This is a genomic window from Anaeromyxobacter paludicola (assembly GCF_023169965.1).
In the GTDB taxonomy this organism is placed as follows: domain Bacteria; phylum Myxococcota; class Myxococcia; order Myxococcales; family Anaeromyxobacteraceae; genus Anaeromyxobacter_B; species Anaeromyxobacter_B paludicola.
The window spans coordinates 1,353,193-1,368,687 of record NZ_AP025592.1 but is presented as its reverse complement, the minus strand read 5'-3'; the positions used below and the strand labels follow the sequence as shown (position 1 = coordinate 1,368,687).

General features: G+C 71.5%; 11 protein-coding genes. 2 read left to right on the top strand and 9 right to left on the bottom strand.

Translation table 11 applies throughout. The annotated features are described in order from the left end of the window. Positions 1–720 (top strand): hypothetical protein, encoded by a 720-nt coding sequence (locus AMPC_RS06370; protein WP_248345323.1) that lies wholly within the window; start codon positions 1–3, stop codon positions 718–720. Positions 721–753: 33 nt separating this feature from the next. Here the strand turns inward: AMPC_RS06370 and AMPC_RS06365 are convergent, their stop codons facing one another. The 3 genes from AMPC_RS06365 to AMPC_RS06355 form a co-directional block, all read right to left on the bottom strand. Beyond that, positions 754–3,504, bottom strand: coding sequence for a methyl-accepting chemotaxis protein (locus AMPC_RS06365; protein WP_248345322.1), 2,751 nt, complete (start codon positions 3,502–3,504; stop codon positions 754–756). Positions 3,505–3,766: 262 nt separating this feature from the next. After that, a complete protein-coding gene (locus AMPC_RS06360) occupies positions 3,767–4,474 on the bottom strand; it encodes a DUF6250 domain-containing protein (RefSeq protein ID WP_248345321.1) in 708 nt (235 codons plus the stop codon). Then, complete coding sequence (locus AMPC_RS06355; protein WP_248345320.1) at positions 4,471–5,421, bottom strand: sigma-70 family RNA polymerase sigma factor; 951 nt, start codon at positions 5,419–5,421, stop codon at positions 4,471–4,473. Before AMPC_RS06355 ends, AMPC_RS06360 begins: the two co-directional genes overlap by 4 nt. 185 nt (positions 5,422–5,606) lie before the next feature. On the opposite strand from AMPC_RS06355, the gene AMPC_RS06350 reads away from it, so the two are divergent. After that, on the top strand, positions 5,607–7,547 hold the full coding sequence (locus AMPC_RS06350; protein ID WP_248345319.1) for a DEAD/DEAH box helicase: 1,941 nt from the start codon (positions 5,607–5,609) through the stop codon (positions 7,545–7,547). Positions 7,548–7,634: 87 nt separating this feature from the next. Here AMPC_RS06350 and AMPC_RS06345 read toward each other — a convergent pair whose 3' ends face one another. The 6 genes from AMPC_RS06345 to ruvX form a co-directional block, all read right to left on the bottom strand. After that, positions 7,635–9,026 carry a M23 family metallopeptidase gene (locus tag AMPC_RS06345; RefSeq protein WP_248345318.1) on the bottom strand — a complete coding sequence of 464 codons (1,392 nt, stop codon included), beginning with the start codon at positions 9,024–9,026 and terminating at the stop codon, positions 7,635–7,637. 91 nt (positions 9,027–9,117) lie between these two features. Beyond that, complete coding sequence (locus AMPC_RS06340) at positions 9,118–10,578, bottom strand: SpoVR family protein (protein WP_404800668.1); 1,461 nt, start codon at positions 10,576–10,578, stop codon at positions 9,118–9,120. Positions 10,579–10,622: 44 nt separating this feature from the next. After that, the gene (locus tag AMPC_RS06335) at positions 10,623–11,726 is read right to left on the bottom strand and encodes a DUF444 family protein (RefSeq protein WP_248345316.1); all 1,104 of its coding nucleotides are present in this window, start codon (positions 11,724–11,726) and stop codon (positions 10,623–10,625) included. A 23-nt stretch (positions 11,727–11,749) separates the two neighbouring features. Next, positions 11,750–13,825: a PrkA family serine protein kinase gene (locus AMPC_RS06330; RefSeq protein ID WP_248345315.1), complete on the bottom strand. Its 2,076-nt coding sequence runs from the start codon at positions 13,823–13,825 to the stop codon at positions 11,750–11,752. A gap of 114 nt (positions 13,826–13,939) precedes the next feature. After that, positions 13,940–15,013, bottom strand: coding sequence for an endolytic transglycosylase MltG (mltG, locus tag AMPC_RS06325; protein WP_248345314.1), 1,074 nt, complete (start codon positions 15,011–15,013; stop codon positions 13,940–13,942). Continuing rightward, positions 15,010–15,423, bottom strand: a complete 414-nt coding sequence (gene ruvX / locus AMPC_RS06320; protein WP_248345313.1) for a Holliday junction resolvase RuvX — start codon at positions 15,421–15,423, stop codon at positions 15,010–15,012. Before ruvX ends, mltG begins: the two co-directional genes overlap by 4 nt. Positions 15,424–15,495: the final 72 nt, after the last annotated feature.

Below are 15,495 nucleotides of genomic sequence, written 5' to 3'. Positions count from 1 at the left end.
ATGGTCGATCTACCCGGAATCGGCGCCTCCCTCCTCGACGGCGTGACCACCCTGTCGCAGCACGCCGCCGCCCTGCGGGAGCTCCCCTGGCCCGCCGCGGCGGCGCTGGTCGCGATCGGCGCCGGCGCCCTCGCCGCGGGCGCCCGGCACAGACGCGCGGTGGCGGCGCTGGGCGGGGCCGTGTGCGGCTTCGCGGCCGCCCACTTCCTCGCCCGCTTCGTGGTGCCGCTCGACCTCGCGCCGGAGGTGGCCGGCTACGGCGGCGCCCTCCTGCTCCTCGCCGGTTGCGCCGCCTTCCCGCCCGCGTTCGTCGCGCTCGCGGGGGCGCTCCCGGGCGCGCTCGTGGGCGAGCACTTCCGCCTCGCCGGCCACGCCTGGTGGGGCATGGCCGCCGGCGCCGCCCTGGGGGCCGCGCTCGCCTTCCTCGTGCCCCGGCTCCTCGCCGCCTGCACCGCCGCGGCGGTGGGGGCCGCGCTCGCCTGCACCGGGCTCGTGGCGCTCTCTGGCGCGCTCGAGCCGCTCGAGATCCTCTCCCGGCGGCCGTTCCTCACCGCCGGCCTCTGGGGCGCGCTCGCGGTGGCGGGCGCCGCCTTCCAGCTGCAGACGGCCTGGGGCGGGGGCGAGGGGACGGCCGCGCCCGGCGGCCGCAAGCCGGGCAAGGCGGGCAGGCGGCCCAAGGGGAAGGCGCCGCGGGCCCGCGCCGCGGAGGGCGCGGGGTAGGGCCGCCCGGGAGTCCCGGACGGCCCTCCCGGGCTAGAACGACCCGAGATCCTCCCGCTCGAGCGGGATCAGCTCCGCCGGCGTGAGCGGGATGCCGGCCGCCGGCCGCCGCGCGGCGGGAGCCGCGGGCGCGCGGAGGGGGAGCCGGGGGGCGGGCGCGCGCCGCGGCGCGCGGGGCGCGGCGGCCGCGCGGACGGCGCCGCTGAGCTCGAACGCGCCGACCATCGCCGCGAGCTCCTCGGCCTGGCTCGAGAGCTCGCCCGCCGCGGAGGAGGACTCCTCCGAGCTGGCGGCGTTCTGCTGCGTCACCTTGTCCATCTGCGAGATGGCCTCGTTGAGCTGCTGGAGCCCGTTCGACTGCTCGCGCGCGGCCGCGGTGATCTCGGCGACGATGTCGGTCACCTTCCCGATCGAGCCCACGATCTGGGAGAGCTTGTCCGAGACCTGCCGCGAGGTCTGCGCGCCCTCGCCGGCCTGCTTCACGGAGTCGCGGATGAGCTCCTCGGTCTTCTGGGCCGCCTCCTTGGACCGCATGGCGAGCGAGCGCACCTCCTCGGCCACCACCGCGAAGCCGCGCCCCGCCTCGCCGGCGCGGGCCGCCTCGACGGCCGCGTTGAGGGCGAGGAGGTTGGTCTGGAAGGCGATCTCGTTGATGTCCTTGATGATCTGCGAGGTGCCCTCGGCGGAGGCGCGGATCTTGGCCATGGCGCCCTGCATCTGCTCCATCGACGCGGCGCCCTCGAGCGCCGCGCCCTTCGCGCCCTGCGCCAGGGCGTTCGCCTGCCCCGCGTTCTCGGCGCTCGACTTCGCCATGCCCGCGACCGACTCGAGGCTGGCCGTCGTCTGCTGCAGCGAGGCGGCCTGCTCGGAGGCGCCGCTCGCGACCGCCTGGCTGGACGAGGCGATCTGGCCGGCCGCCGAGGAGACCTGGCCGACCGCCGCGCTCACCTGCGACAGCGCGCCGTCGAGCGCCTCGGCGGTGGCGTTGACCGCGTCCTTGAGCCGGGCGTGCTCCCCCTGGTAAGCGCCCTCGACCCGGGCGCGCAGGTCGCGTCGGGCGAGCCGCTCCAGGGTCGCCGTGGTCTCGTTCATCGGCGCCACGACGGCGTCGAGCGTCCGGTTCATGCCGTCCACGATCTTCCGGAACTCGCCCTGGTGCCGCGCCGCCTCGGCGCGCCGCTGCAGCTCGCCCTCGACGGCCGCGTCGGCGAGGAGGTTCACGTCGCCGAAGACCGCGTCGAGCGCCTGCTTCACCCCGGCGAGGTCCTTCCCGATGCGGGCGAAGTTCCCGCGCATCTCGGTGGTGTGCGCGTCGCCCTCGCTCACCGCGAGGTCGAAGGCGAGGTCGCCCGAGGCGAGCCGCGCCAGGTTCCCGGTGAGCCGCTGCACCTCCTGCTTCGTGTAGTCCCGCACCCGGATGAGCGGGGTGAGATCGGTCACCACCTCGACGAAGCCGACGCGCTCCCCCTTGCGGTTCACGAGGAACGAGGTGTCCTGCTTGCAGCCCATGCCGCACCAGTCGAAGAAGCTCTCGGCCTTGCCCTTCTTGAGCTGCACGATGCCGCAGGCGTCGGTGTTGCAGATGTTGGCGGAGGCGTTGCTGCAGGCCTTGCCGACCGCGTCCTTGCGGTCCTTCACCTTGCCGGCCTCCACCATCAGCTTCTCGAACGGCTTGTTCATGAAGGTCCACTTCATGTCGGCGTCGGTGACGTGCACCGGGAACGGCACCGCGTCGATGATCGCCTCGTACCAGGCCGCCCGGTCCGCCATGCTGTCGAGGGTGGCGTTGATCCCCTCCACGATCTTGCGGAAGTCGCCCTGGTGGCCGGCCGCGTCGGCCCGCCGCTCGAGGTCGCCCGCCACCGCCGCCCGCGAGAGCGTCCCGACGTCGGCGAAGACCTTCTCCATCGCCTGCCTCACCTGGCCGAGGTTGCCGTCGATCCGGCTGAAGTAGGCGTGGGCCTCGGCGGTGTGCGGGTCGGCCTTCTGCGACTGGAGGTCGAAGCGGAGATCGCCCTGGGCCAGGCGGGCGAGGTTCCCGGCGAGCCGCTCCACCCCGACGCGCGTGAAGTCGCGCTGCCGGATCATGGGGGTGAGATCCTGCACCACCTCGACGTAGCCGATGGTCCGGCCCTTCCGGTCGAGCAGGCGGGAGGTGTCCTGCTTGCAGCCCATGCCGCACCAGTCGAAGAAGCTCTCGGCCTTGCCCTTCTTGAGCTGCACGATGCCGCAGGCGTCGGTGTTGCAGATGTTGGCGGAGGCGTTGCTGCAGGCCTTGCCGACCGCGTCCTTGCGGTCCTTCACCTTGCCGGCCTCCACCATCAGCTTCTCGAACGGCTTGTTCATGAAGGTCCACTTCATGTCGGCGTCGGTGACGTGGATCGGGAAGGGGACCGCGTCCACGATCGCCTCGTACCAGGCGGCCTTGTCGGCGAGGACCTCGACGGCCGCGTTGAGCGCCTCGACCACCCGCCCGAGCTCGCCGGGGTGCCGCGAGGGCTCGGCGCGCGCCTCGAGCCGCCCGGCGGCGAGGGCCTCCCGCAGCCCCTCGATCTCCGCCAGCAGCGCCGCGCCCGCGCGGGCGCTGGCCCGGGCGTGCGCGACCCCGGCCCCGAGCGCCGCGACGAGGCTGGCGGCGAGCAGCGTCCAGAGCGCCACCTCGAGGGCGGCGGGGCCGCCGCCGAAGCGCAGCGCCGCGACCGCCAGCGTGAGGACCAGGGCAGCGCCGAGCGCGCCCAGGGACGCGCGCGCGAGGCGCGGGGGGAAGCGGGTGGGGCCGGGCATGCGGGAGCTCCTGTGAGCGGGCCGCGGAGGACGGCCCGTGGCGCTGTGCCTGTGCAGCCCGCGTGCCGGGTTCCCCCGGACTCGACCCCGCGGGCGCGTGACCCGAGAATCGGCCCGTCCCCGCGCGCGATTTCCCGCGAGCCGGGGCCGCTCGCGCCCGCGCCTCGGCCCGGCGGCGCCGGGTCCGGCCTGACCCGAGCGGCGACCCGGCGACCCCCGCGCCGGACCGGCCCGGCCGGACGTCGGCGCCTCGCGACGGCCGCTACAGCGGCGCGATCCGCAGGTCGTCGAAGTAGACGTCGGCCTCCCAGCCGGAGAAGCCGAAGCGGTCGTGCCCCGGGCCTTCGAGCGGCGCCGCGTCGTCGAACGAGAGGAACGGCGCGCCGTCCACGAGCCAGCGCAGGGTCCGGCCACGGCGCTCCAGCCGCATGTGGTAGGTCCGGCCGATCTGGACCTTGCGATCGCTCCGCTCCACGCGGTCGCGGCCGTGCTCGTCGAGCCTCGCGATGGCGGAGATCTGGTTCCCCCAGCCCCCGAAGATGCAGACGTAGCCGGAGGCGTGGTTCCGCCCGTCGCCGAAGACCTCGAACTTGATGTCGCCGGCGCGATCGCCGGTGCCGGTCTCGCTCCGGGCGTCGAACTCGATCGCCACGTCGCGCGGCAGCCGCAGCTCGAGCCAGAGCGGGTTGTTCTTCGGCCCGGGGGAGAGGAGCTCGCCCTTCACGATGCGCCAGTGCCCGCCGGTGGTGAACCAGCCGGGCCCGAGGCGGGCGCGATCGAAGCGGTCCTGGTAACGCGGCCCCGGGACGGTCGCGGCGGCGGGGCCGCGCAGGGCGAGGTGGAGGAGGGCGGCGTTGGCGGCGAGCACGCAGGCGGCGACGGCGACCCAGCCCCGCCAGCCGAGGCGGCGGTCCGGGCTCGCCGCGGGGAGCGGCGGGGGGAGGCCGGCGCTGGCCGAGGGCTCCATCATTCCGGCGGCCCGAGCAGCTCGAAGTCGGGGATCTCGGCCTTCAGGTACTCGCGCAGCCTGCGGGTCAGCTTCGACTCGATCTGGCGCGCCCGCTCGCGGGTGAGGCGGTACCGGTCGCCCACCTCCTGCAGCGTGAGCGGCTCCTTGCCGTCGGGCGGGAGGAGCCGGTGCTCGAAGATGTAGCGCTCCTTCTCGTCCTCGATGGTCCCGGCGAAGGCCTGCAGCTTCTCCCGGAAGAGCCGCTTCAGCTGCTCGCCGGCGAGCTGCTCGTCGGGCGATCCGGACTCGCCGGGGAGCCGGTCGAGCCGCGTCCCGCGCTGCTCGTCCTCGTCCCCCACCGGCGCGTCGAGCGAGAGGTCCTCGCTGCCCATGCGGGCGCTCATCTCCTCGACGTCCTTCTCCTCGACCTGGAGGTTGCGGGCGAGCAGGCGCGGCGTGGGCTCGACCCCGCGCGCGATGAGCTTCTGCCGCTCCTTTGCGAGGTTGAAGAAGAGCTTGCGCTGGGCCTGGGTGGTCCCGAGCTTCACCATCCGCCAGTTGTCCATGAGGTAGCGGATGATGTAGGCGCGGATCCACCAGGCGGCGTAGGAGGAGAGCTTCACCCCCTTGAACGGATCGTACTTCTTCACCGCCTGCATGAGCCCCATGTTCCCTTCCTGGACCAGGTCCAGGAGGTTGAAGGCGGTGCGGTGGTACTCGTGGGCGATCTTCACCACCAGGCGCAGGTTGGCGGCCACCAGCCGGTAGGCGGCGTCCACGTCGCCGGTCCGGGAGTAGCGGACCGCGAGCTCGTGCTCCTCCTCGCGCGAGAGCACGGGGTGGCGGGCGACCTCGGCCATGTACGCCCGGAGGGGATCGTAGCGGGCGAGCCCCGCGTCGCCGCGCGGGACGGGTGCCGGGAGCGCCGGGCGGGAAGGCTCGGCAGGCTTCTCTGGACGATCGGTCATGGTGCGCGGCGCGCCCCCGCGGGAACTTTCGGCCGCCTGGAATCGTTGTGATATAGAGGTGACGCCTTGCTTGCAAGGCCACACTGGCGCATGGCGTTTCGCAGGGTGGCGCGGGCCCCGGTCCCCTCGACCGGGGCCGACGCAGTCCAGCGAGCCGCCATGCGCCCCTGACTCAGAGAGTGCGCATGGAAGACCAGAATATCCCCGCGGGCGCCGAGGCGCCCGCGTCCGAGTACGTTTCGCAGGCCTCCTTCGACGACCTCGGGCTGTCCGAGGAGCTCCGCCGCGCCATCGCGGAGAAGGGCTACGTCCAGCCCACGCCGGTGCAGGCCCGCACCGCCCGCCCCATCCTCGACGGCAAGGACGTCATCGTCCGGTCCAAGACCGGCACGGGCAAGACCGCCGCGTTCGGCATCCCCATCCTGGAGAAGGTGCCGGGCGGCCGGCGGCAGCCCTCCGCGCTCGTGATGTGCCCCACGCGCGAGCTGGCGCTCCAGGTCGCCGAGGAGCTGGCCGGCCTCGCGAAGCACAAGGACCTCACCGTCCTCGCGGTCTACGGTGGCACCGGCATGGGCGAGCAGCTCGACAAGCTCCGGGCCGGCGCCGAGATCATCGTCGGCACCCCGGGCCGGATCCAGGACCACATCCAGCGCGGCACGCTCAAGCTCGACCACGTGCTCGTCTCCTGCCTCGACGAGGCCGACGAGATGCTCGACATGGGCTTCTACGAGGACGTGACGCGCATCCTCGATCGGCTGCCCGACGACTGCCAGCAGCTGCTCTTCTCGGCCACCGTCCCGGCCGACATCGAGCAGATCATCCAGAAGTACCTGACGAGCCCGGAGACCATCCTCCTCTCGGGCGACGAGTACCGGGTGGACAACATCCGGAACGTCATCTACCCCACCGTGGACGCCTACCCGAAGCCGCGCAACCTCCTCTACATGATCGAGGCGGAGGAGCCGGAGTCGGCCATCGTGTTCTGCAACACCCGCAGCGACACCTCGCTGGTCACGGCGGTGCTGAACCGGAACGGCTACGACGCCGAGCTCCTGAACGGGGACCTGCCGCAGAAGGAGCGCGAGCGGGTGATGGCCAAGGTGAAGAAGGGCGAGCTGCGCTTCATGGTGGCGACCGACATCGCCGCCCGCGGCATCGACATCTCCGACCTCACCCACGTCATCAACTACTCGCTCCCGGAGGACCCGGCCGTCTACCTGCACCGGGTCGGCCGGACCGGGCGCATCGGCAAGAAGGGCACCGCCGTGTCGCTGGTCTCGGGCGGGGAGATGATGACCCTCAAGGCGCTCAAGTCGAAGTACGCCATCGACTTCGAGGAGAAGGCGCTGCCCACCCCCGAGGAGGCGCGGCGCACCTGGCTCGACCGCCACGTGGCCCAGCTCAAGGACGGCATGAGCGCCTCGATCTTCGAGGCCTTCATCCCCCTCGCGCAGGAGCTCAAGTCGCGGCAGGACGGCGAGTGGCTCATGGCCTACGCCCTCAAGTCCTTCTTCTCGCACCTGCACATGGAGAAGGTGCAGGCGCTCCAGAAGGCGGAGCACAAGAAGGAGGAGCACGAGCGCAAGGCGTCGGGCGAGGAGCCGCCGCACGAGGCGCGCGAGCGCGGCCCGCGCCGGGAGCGCAGGGACGGCGAGCGCGGCGGGCGCGAGCGGCGCGAGGGCCGCGGGCGGGGTGAGCGCGGCGAGCGGAAGGGGCGCGAGCACCGCGAGGATCGCGAGCGGCGCGAGCGGGCGCCGAGCGTGCCGGGCACCGCGGCGGCCGCGACTCCCGACCGGGACGCGGCGGCGCCGGAGCCCGGCGTGCGCGAGGTGTCCATCGCGGCGGGGGAGGGCGCCCCGGTCGCGGCGGAGCCGCGCCAGCCCGCCCGCGGGAAGGTCTTCCTGAAGCTCGGCGAGAAGGACGGCGCCGACGAGGCCAAGGTCCGCGCGGCGGTGGGCGCGCTGGCGCCGGACCTCCAGCTCCTCGGAGTCGAGGTCCGCGGCAGCCACAGCTACCTCCTCGTGCAGCCCGAGGCGGTCGAGGGAGCCGTGGCGGCGCTCGACGGCAAGGAGTTCGAGGGCGTCAAGCTCGGCGCCGAGAAGGCGCGGCGGCGGCGGAGCAGGTAGGCCCCCGCGGCAGGGCCGGCGCGGCGCGCCGCGCCTCTCCCCCTCTCCCGCGCAGCGGGGAGGGGCAGGGAGGCGGCGCCCGCGACCTCAGACGACCGGCTGCGCCTCGAGCTTCTGCACGAGCGGCGCGACCTTCTTCTTGAAGTCGGCCCGGTACTCGTTGGGCAGCGGCGCCTCGCGCGGCAGCTTGATGCCGAGCGGGTTCAGGAAGGCGCCGTCGCGCTTCACCGCGAAGTGGAGGTGCGGGCCCGAGGCGAGGCCGGTCTGGCCGACCGCGCCGATGACCTGCTTCTGCGAGACGTGCGTGCCCGCCCGCACCGCGATGGCGGAGAGGTGGCAGTAGACGGTGTCGAGCCCGTTCCGGTGGTGCAGGGTGACGGCCTTGCCGCACCCGCCCTGCCAGCCGGCGGTCTTCACCGTGCCGTCCGACACCGCCCAGACCGGCGTGCCGGTCGGCGCGCCGTAGTCCACGCCCTGGTGCGCCCGCATGTACTGGAGCACCGGGTGGAAGCGCATCCCGAAGCCGCTCGTGACGTGGGCGTACTTGAGCGGCGACTTGAGGAAGCCGCGGCGCGCGCTGTTGCCCTGGTCGTCGTAGTAGGCGACCTGCCCGGAGGGATCGACGTAGCGGAAGAGCCGCTTGCGGCCCACCGTGGAGCCGACGTACTCGGCGGCCTGGATCTCGCCGTAGCGGAGCAGCTTGCCGTCGGCGTAGACCTTCTCGACCAGCATCTTCATCCGGTCGCCGCGCTGGATGTCCCGGTAGAAGTCGACGTCGAACGCGAGGACGTCGGCGGCGGCCACCGCGAGCGACGGGTCCTCCCCGGCCTTCACCAGCGACTCGTAGAGGGAGGACTCGAGGGTGACGTCCACCCGCGCGAGCTCGGTCTTGAGCTCCACCGGCCGCTTCTCGGCGGCGAGCTGCCCGTCGGCGGCCCGCTGCACCATCCACTCCTGCGCCGGGCCCTGGCGGTAGGTGATGCGCTGGATCCCGCTCTGCCCCTCGACCCGCTCGAGCCGGATCTGATCGCCCGGCCTGGCGCGCCGGAAGGGGAAGACGCCCCCGAGCACCTTCACCACCGACCGGACCTCGGCGGCGTCGAGCGCGAGCCCGTACAGCGCCTGGGCCAGGGTCTGGTTGCGGCCGAGCCGCACGATCTCGACGGTGAGCCGCTTCACCGGCCCGGCGTGGGCCGCCACCGCCTGGGCCACCGCCCGGGCGCCGGGGGGCGCGGCGGGGAGGGGGAGCGGGAGCGACCCGACCTCGACCGGCGTCGCCGCGCCGAAGGGCGCCACGGCGGCCGCGATCTCCGGCGGCAGCGGGGCCTGGGGCGCGGCGGTCGTCGCGGCGGACGGGCCGGAGGGGGCGGCGGGGCGGTGGAGCCACCGGGGCGCGGCGCAGAGGAGCGCGACGAGCGCGCCGAGGGCGGCGGCCGCCAGGGCGAGGCGGCGGAGGGGGTCGGAGGGGAGCCGGGTCACGCGGCCGCCATGGTAGCCGATCGCCTCACCGGATCCAGGCACAAACGGACGGCGATGTGCGTCCCGGGGCGAGCGGCGCCCACAGGCGCGCTCACAGCTCGATCTTGCGGTCGGAGTGCTCGCGGCCGTCGAAGCGCATCAGCGTCCCGCGCCCGTCCACCCGGGTCACCAGGTTGACCGGGCGGCGCCAGATCCGCTCCACGTGGGCGAGGGTGTCGCGCGCGTAGTCGAGCTTCAGGTCCACGCCGTCGTGCTTGTGGATGAGGAGGAGCTCGCCCCGATTCTCGAAGTTGCCGTCCTCGACCGCGATGGTGGGCTGGCCGAAGTTGGTGAGCATGTGGAGGAGCTTCTCCTTCACCTTCTTGAAGTCGCGCTCCAGCACCTCCCAGCGCTGGTGCTTCTCGCTGTAGCCGTAGGTGAAGAGCCGCTGCGCCAGGCAGAACTCGAGGGTGAGGAACTCGTCGATGAAGGTGACGTCGTTGTAGTGCTTGCGGACCTCGAAGATCTTCTCGCGCCCGAGCCCGAGCTTGCGGTCCCAGCCGCGCCGCTCCTCGTACGAGTCGCAGTCCTCGTAGTCCTTGCCGAAGCGCCCCTTGTTCCAGCGGTCCTCGATGTCGCGCCAGAGCTCCACCCCGAGCTTGTAGGGGTTGAGCTGGCCCGGGCTGGTGGCGAGCGTGCCCGAGTGGTGGTCGGCGTAGTCGATGAGCTCGGCGGCGGTGAGCGCCTTCTGGGTCATGATCGTGGAGTGCCAGTAGGTGGCCCAGCCCTCGTTCATGATCTTGGTCTGGCCCTGCGGCGCGAAGTAGTAGGCCTCGTCGCGCAGGATGGCGAGCACGTCGCGCTCCCAGTCCTCGAGCGGCGCGTGCTCGAGCAGGAAGAGCAGCACGTCGCGCTCGGGCCGCTCCGGCACCTTGCGCGCCCGCTGCGCCGCCTCGTCGAGCCGGCGCTGCTGCTCCTCCAGGAACTCGGGCGGGTTGATGTAGTCCTGCATGTACTCGCGGTCGGTCTTGAGCCCGCGCGCGAGCTGCGGCTCGTCGGCCCGGTCCCCGCGCTCGGCGCGCCGCTTCACGTAGGGCGACTGGTAGTCGATGAGGTTCTCGAGCGACAGCCCCCGGTCGATGAACTCCTCGACCTTCTCCACCCCGAGCCGGTCCTGGTAGCGGCGCACGCGGGTGGCGTGGTTCGCCATCTGGTCCATCATCTTCCGGTTGGTGTGCCGGAACATGAAGTTGTTCTTGAAGAAGTCCACGTGGCCGTAGACGTGGGCCATGACGAGCTTCTGGTCCACGTCCATGTTCGACTCGAGCAGGTAGGCGTACGAGGGGTCGTTGTTGATGACCATCTCGTAGATCTTGGAGAGCCCGTACTCGTAGCCCTTGGAGAGCCGGTCGTACTCCATGCCGAACCGCCAGTGCGGGTAGCGGTTCGGGAAGCCGCCGTAGGCGGCCACCATGTTGATCTCGTCGAAGCCGAGCACCTCGAAGACGGTCTCGAAGAAGTCGAGCCCGTACTCGCGGGCGTACCGCTCCACCTGCACGCGGATGTCGTGCAGGTGCGCGGGGAGGTGGGTCTGCTTCTGGCTCACGCGGCGCTCCTCTACTTGCCCTTCCCGAGGAACTGCTTGATGGAGCCGTAGATGGCCTCCTTGTCGGCGATCTCGGACAGGGCGACGTTCTCCTGCGGCCCCACCGTCTCCCGCAGGTCCTTGATGAACTGGCCCGAGCCGTACGGGCTCTCCACCTGGCCGTAGCAGAAGAGGTTCACGTTCGGCAGGATGCCGGTGCGCAGGAGGTCCACGCAGAGCCGCGTGTCGTCGGCGCTCCAGTTGTCGCCGTCGGAGAAGTGGAACGGGTAGACGTTCCAGGCCGCGGCGCCGTAGTCGGTGTCGATGATCTCCCGGCAGAGCTTGTAGGCGGAGGAGATCATCGTCCCGCCCGACTCGCGGGTGTGGAAGAAGGTCTCCCGGTCCACCTCGCGCGCCACCGCGTCGTGGATCACGTAGCGGGTCTCGAGCCCCTTGTAGTGCCTCCTGAGCCAGGTATCGATCCAGAAGGACTCGATGCGGACGACCTCCTTCTGCTCGTCGCCCATCGAGCCCGACACGTCCATCATGTAGATGACGACGGCGTTGGTCTCGGGGAGCGGGACCTGCTTCCAGGTGCGGTAGCGCCGGTCCTCGCGCATCGGCACGATGACCGGCTTCTTCCAGCTGTAGGCGCCGCTCGCGATCTGCCGCCGCAGGGCCTGCTTGTAGGTCCGCTTGAAGTGGCGCAGCGACTCCGGCCCGGACGGCGAGATCCCGGTGTACTTGAGCTTGGTGGTGACGATCCGGTCCCGGCCGCGCGGCTCGATCCGGGGGAGCTGCAGCTCCTCGCCCAGGATCTCGGCCAGCTCGTCGAGCGAGACGTCCACCTCGAGCAGGTGGTGCCCCTCGCCCTGGCCGGCCTGGCCGGTGCCGTCCCCCTGGCCCGCCGAGAGCGGGTCGCCGGGCTGTCCGTCGCCCTGCGCGACCCCGCCCTGCTGCTTCTCGCCGAAGCGGAAGTGCGGGATGTCGATGGTCGGCACGGGGATGGTGATGAAGTCCTTCCCCTTGCGGCCGATCATCTCCCCCTTCTGCACGTACTTGCGCAGGTTGTTCTTGATGCGGCCGCGGACGATGTCGCGGAAGCGGGCGTGGTCCTGCTTGATCTTCAAAGACATGCGGGCCCCGGGAATGCCCCGCGCTAGTCCTTCGCGTCGCCGCGCGCGAAGATCGAGGCGACGAAGTTGAGGACGTCGGTGGAGCAGATCTCGCAGTAGCCGTAGTTCTTGATGAGCCGCTGCTTCACCACGTCGATCTTCTCCTGGGTGTCGCGGTCCACCACCGAGGCCACCAGGTTCTTGAGCTTGATCGAGTCCTTCTGGTCCTCGAAGAGCTTGAGCTCCAGCGCCTTGTGGAGCCGCTCGTTGGTCCGGTAGTTGAAGGTCTTCCCCTCGATGGCCAGCGCGCCGATGTAGTTCATGATCTCGCGCCGGAAGTCGTCCTTGCGGCTCTCGGCGATGTCGATCTTCTCCTCGATCGAGCGCATGAGCCGCTCGTCCGGCTCCTCGTACTGGCCGGTGTACTTGTTCCGGACCTTCTCCTTCTGCGTGTACGCCTTGATGTTGTCGATGTAGTTGGCGCACAGCTTGGTGATGGCGTCCTCGTCGGCGCTGATGGCGCGCTGGACCTCGTTCTTCACGAGATCCTCGTACTCGCGCTTCACGTCGGTGAGGAGGTCGCGGAACTTCTTCCGCTGCTCCTCCGAGCTGATGAGCGAGTGCTGCCGCAGGCCGGCCTCGAGCTCGTTCAGGACCATGAACGGGTTGACGCAGCCCTCGCCCTTGTCGGAGACGAGCGCGTTCGAGATCTTGTCCTGCACGTAGCGCGGGCTGATGCCCTCCATGCCCTCGCGCGCCGCCTCCTTGCGCAGCTCCTTGATGTTGTCCTCGGTGAAGCTGGGCAGGCTCTTGCCGTTGTAGAGCTTGAGCTTCTGCAGCAGCGTGAGGTTGTGCTTCTTCGGCTCCTCGAGCCGCGTCAGCACCGCCCACATCGCGCCCATCTCGAGCGTGTGCGGCGCGATGTGCTTGCCGCGGATCCGGCGCGAGTTGTAGTCGCGCTCGTAGATCTTCACCTCCTCGGCGAGGCGGGTGATGTACGGGATGTCGATCTTGACGGTGCGATCCCGCAGCGCCTCCATGAACTCGTTGTTCTGGAGCTTGCGGTACTCGGGCTCGTTGGTGTGGCCGAGGATCACCTCGTCGATGTCGGTCTGGGGGAACTTCTTCGGCTTGACCTTGTGCTCCTGCGTCGCGCCGAGCAGGTCGTAGAGGAACGCCACGTCGAGCTTCAGGATCTCGACGAACTCGATGATGCCGCGGTTGGCGATGTTGAACTCGCCGTCGAAGTTGAAGGCCCGCGGGTCGGAGTCGGAGCCGTACTCGGCGATCTTGCGGTAGTTGATGTCGCCGGTGAGCTCCGTGGAGTCCTGGTTCTTCTCGTCCTTGGGCTGGAAGGTGCCGATGCCCACCCGGTCCTTCTCGGAGAGCACGAGCCGGCGGACCTTGATGTGGCCCATCACCTTGGACCAGTCGCCCTTGTACTCCGTCATCAGCTCCTTGTAGACGAAGCGGCAGGCGGGGCAGAGGTCGCCCGTGTCCGGGATGGTGAAGCCGCTCTCCGGGGGCGCGATCTCCCCGTACACCTGCGCGCGCCACTCCTGCGGCACGAGGTGGAGCGGCTCCTCGTTCATCGGGCAGGGCATGACCTCGCGCCGCTTCTGGCCGTCGAGGTTCACCCGCTCGATGTCCCAGGCGAAGCTGTACAGCGCGCCCTCGGCGGTCTTGGAGTAGGCCTCGAGCCCCTTCTTGAGCAGGCGGGCGATGGTGGACTTGGAGGAGCCGACCGGCCCGTGGAGGAGGATGACGCGCTTCTCGGTGCCGTACCCCTGCGCGGCGCTCTTGAACACGTTCACCAGCTTCATCAGCGGGACGTCGAGCCCGTAGATGGCGTCCCGGCCGCCGAAGTCCGGGTCGGTGAAGAAGTTGTACCGGATGAGCTTCTTCTTGTTGTCGAGGTACTCCGTCTTCCCGTGCGAGAGGATCATCTCGTAGACGCGCTGGAAGGCGGTGCGCGTCACCTTGGGATTCCGCCGCACCAGGTCGAGGTACTCCTCGAACGAGCCCTCCCAGTGCTGCTCGGAGTAGCTCTGCCGGTCCTGCATCGAGGCGATGCGGGACACCCAGCTGCCGGTCGTCGTCAGATCTCGCGCTTCGCGCATCCAATCTCCCGAATCGGCGGGCTGCCAGCCGATGAAGGGGAGGATAAGAAGCGCTCGCCACGGATGCGAGCGGACGCGCCCCTGCGGCCTGCATGGGGCGATCCGGCGCGCTGCCTACTCGGCGCCACCCCCGGCGGGACGGTGCGCGGCCCGTCGCCGGAAGAACTCCACCTGCCACTTGCGCACCGCCGCGTTGTGGCAGGCGAGGTCCGGGCAGAAGACGTGCGTGCCGTCGTTGCGCGAGACGAAGTAGAGGTCGTCGCACGCCGACGGGTGGAGCGCCGCCACCAGCGCCGCCTCGCCGGGGCTCGCGATGGGCCCGGGCGGCAGGCCGTCGCTCGTGTAGGTGTTGTACGGGTGCGCCGCCAGCAGGTCGGCGCGCGTGATGTTCTGCGACCAGCGGCCGCCGCGGCGGAGCATGGTCGCGTACATTACGGTGGGGTCCGTCTGCAGCCGCATGCCGCGCCGGAGCCGGTTGTGGAACACGCAGGAGATGTGCGGCCGCTCCTCCGGCCGCCCGGTCTCCTTCTCGACGATCGAGGCGAGCGTGACCGCCTCCTTCTCCGAGAGCCGGACGCCCGGCAGGCGCTGCGCCTCGGCCTCGCGCAGGGCCGCGCGGAACCGCGCCACCATCGCGTCCACCACGGCGCGCGGCTTCGGGTTCCTCGTGAACGCGTAGGTGTCGGGGAAGAGGTAGCCCTCGAGGTTGGGGAAGGGGACGCCGAGCTCGCGCGCCACCGCGGGGTCGCGCATGGTCGCGAGGAGGTCGCGGGCCTTGCCGAGCCCGGCGTCCTCGACGATGGCCGCGATCTCGTCCATCCGGAGCCCCTCGGGCACGGTGAACTTGTAGGTCTTCACCTCGCCCCGGTAGACGCGCTCCAGCACCTGGTCCGGCGTGAGCGGCCCGGCGAACGCGTACTCGCCGGCCCGCAGCGCGCGCTTGTCCCGCTTCAGCCAGCGGACGTAGCGCCAGGCGATCCGCTCGTCCGACAGGACGCCGCTCCGGGCCAGGATGCGGACCACCGCGTGCGCCGAGGAGCCCGCCGGGACGTCGACCAGCTTCTCCTCGGCCGAGCCGAAGGGAGTCGCGGCGAAGGAGAGGAGCGCGGCGCGCTCGTACAGGAGCCAGCCGGCCAGGAGGGCCGCGCCGGCGAGGCCGGCGAGGAGGAGCGCGCGGAGCGGCCTCACGCGGACCTCCCGTCGAGCCAGCCCTGGAGGATCACCGCGGCCGCCTCGGCGTCGATCACCGCCCGCTGGTCGCGCGCGGAGAGGCCGCGCTCGCGCAGCCGCGTCTCCGCCTCGAAGGTGGAGAGCCGCTCGTCGAACAGCGCGACCGGCACCCCGAGGGCCGCCTCGAGCCGCGGCGCGAAGCGGCGCGCCAGCTTCGCCGAGGGCCCCTCGGTGCCGTCCATGTTGAGCGGCAGGCCGAGGACGGCCTGGGTGACCTCGTAGTCGTCGGCCACCTGCTTCACGGCGGCCAGGTCGGCCTCCTCCCGCGTGCGACGGACGGTGTGCAGGGCGCGGGCCGTGCGCAGCACGTCGTCGGCGAGGGCGAGGCCGATGGTGGCGCGGCCGAGATCGAGGCCGAGGTAGCGCATTCGGCGCGCAATGTAGGCGGCGCTCCGGGGCCAGTCAAACGTCCGCGTCGCGGCCGGGAAGCCGCCGCGCGG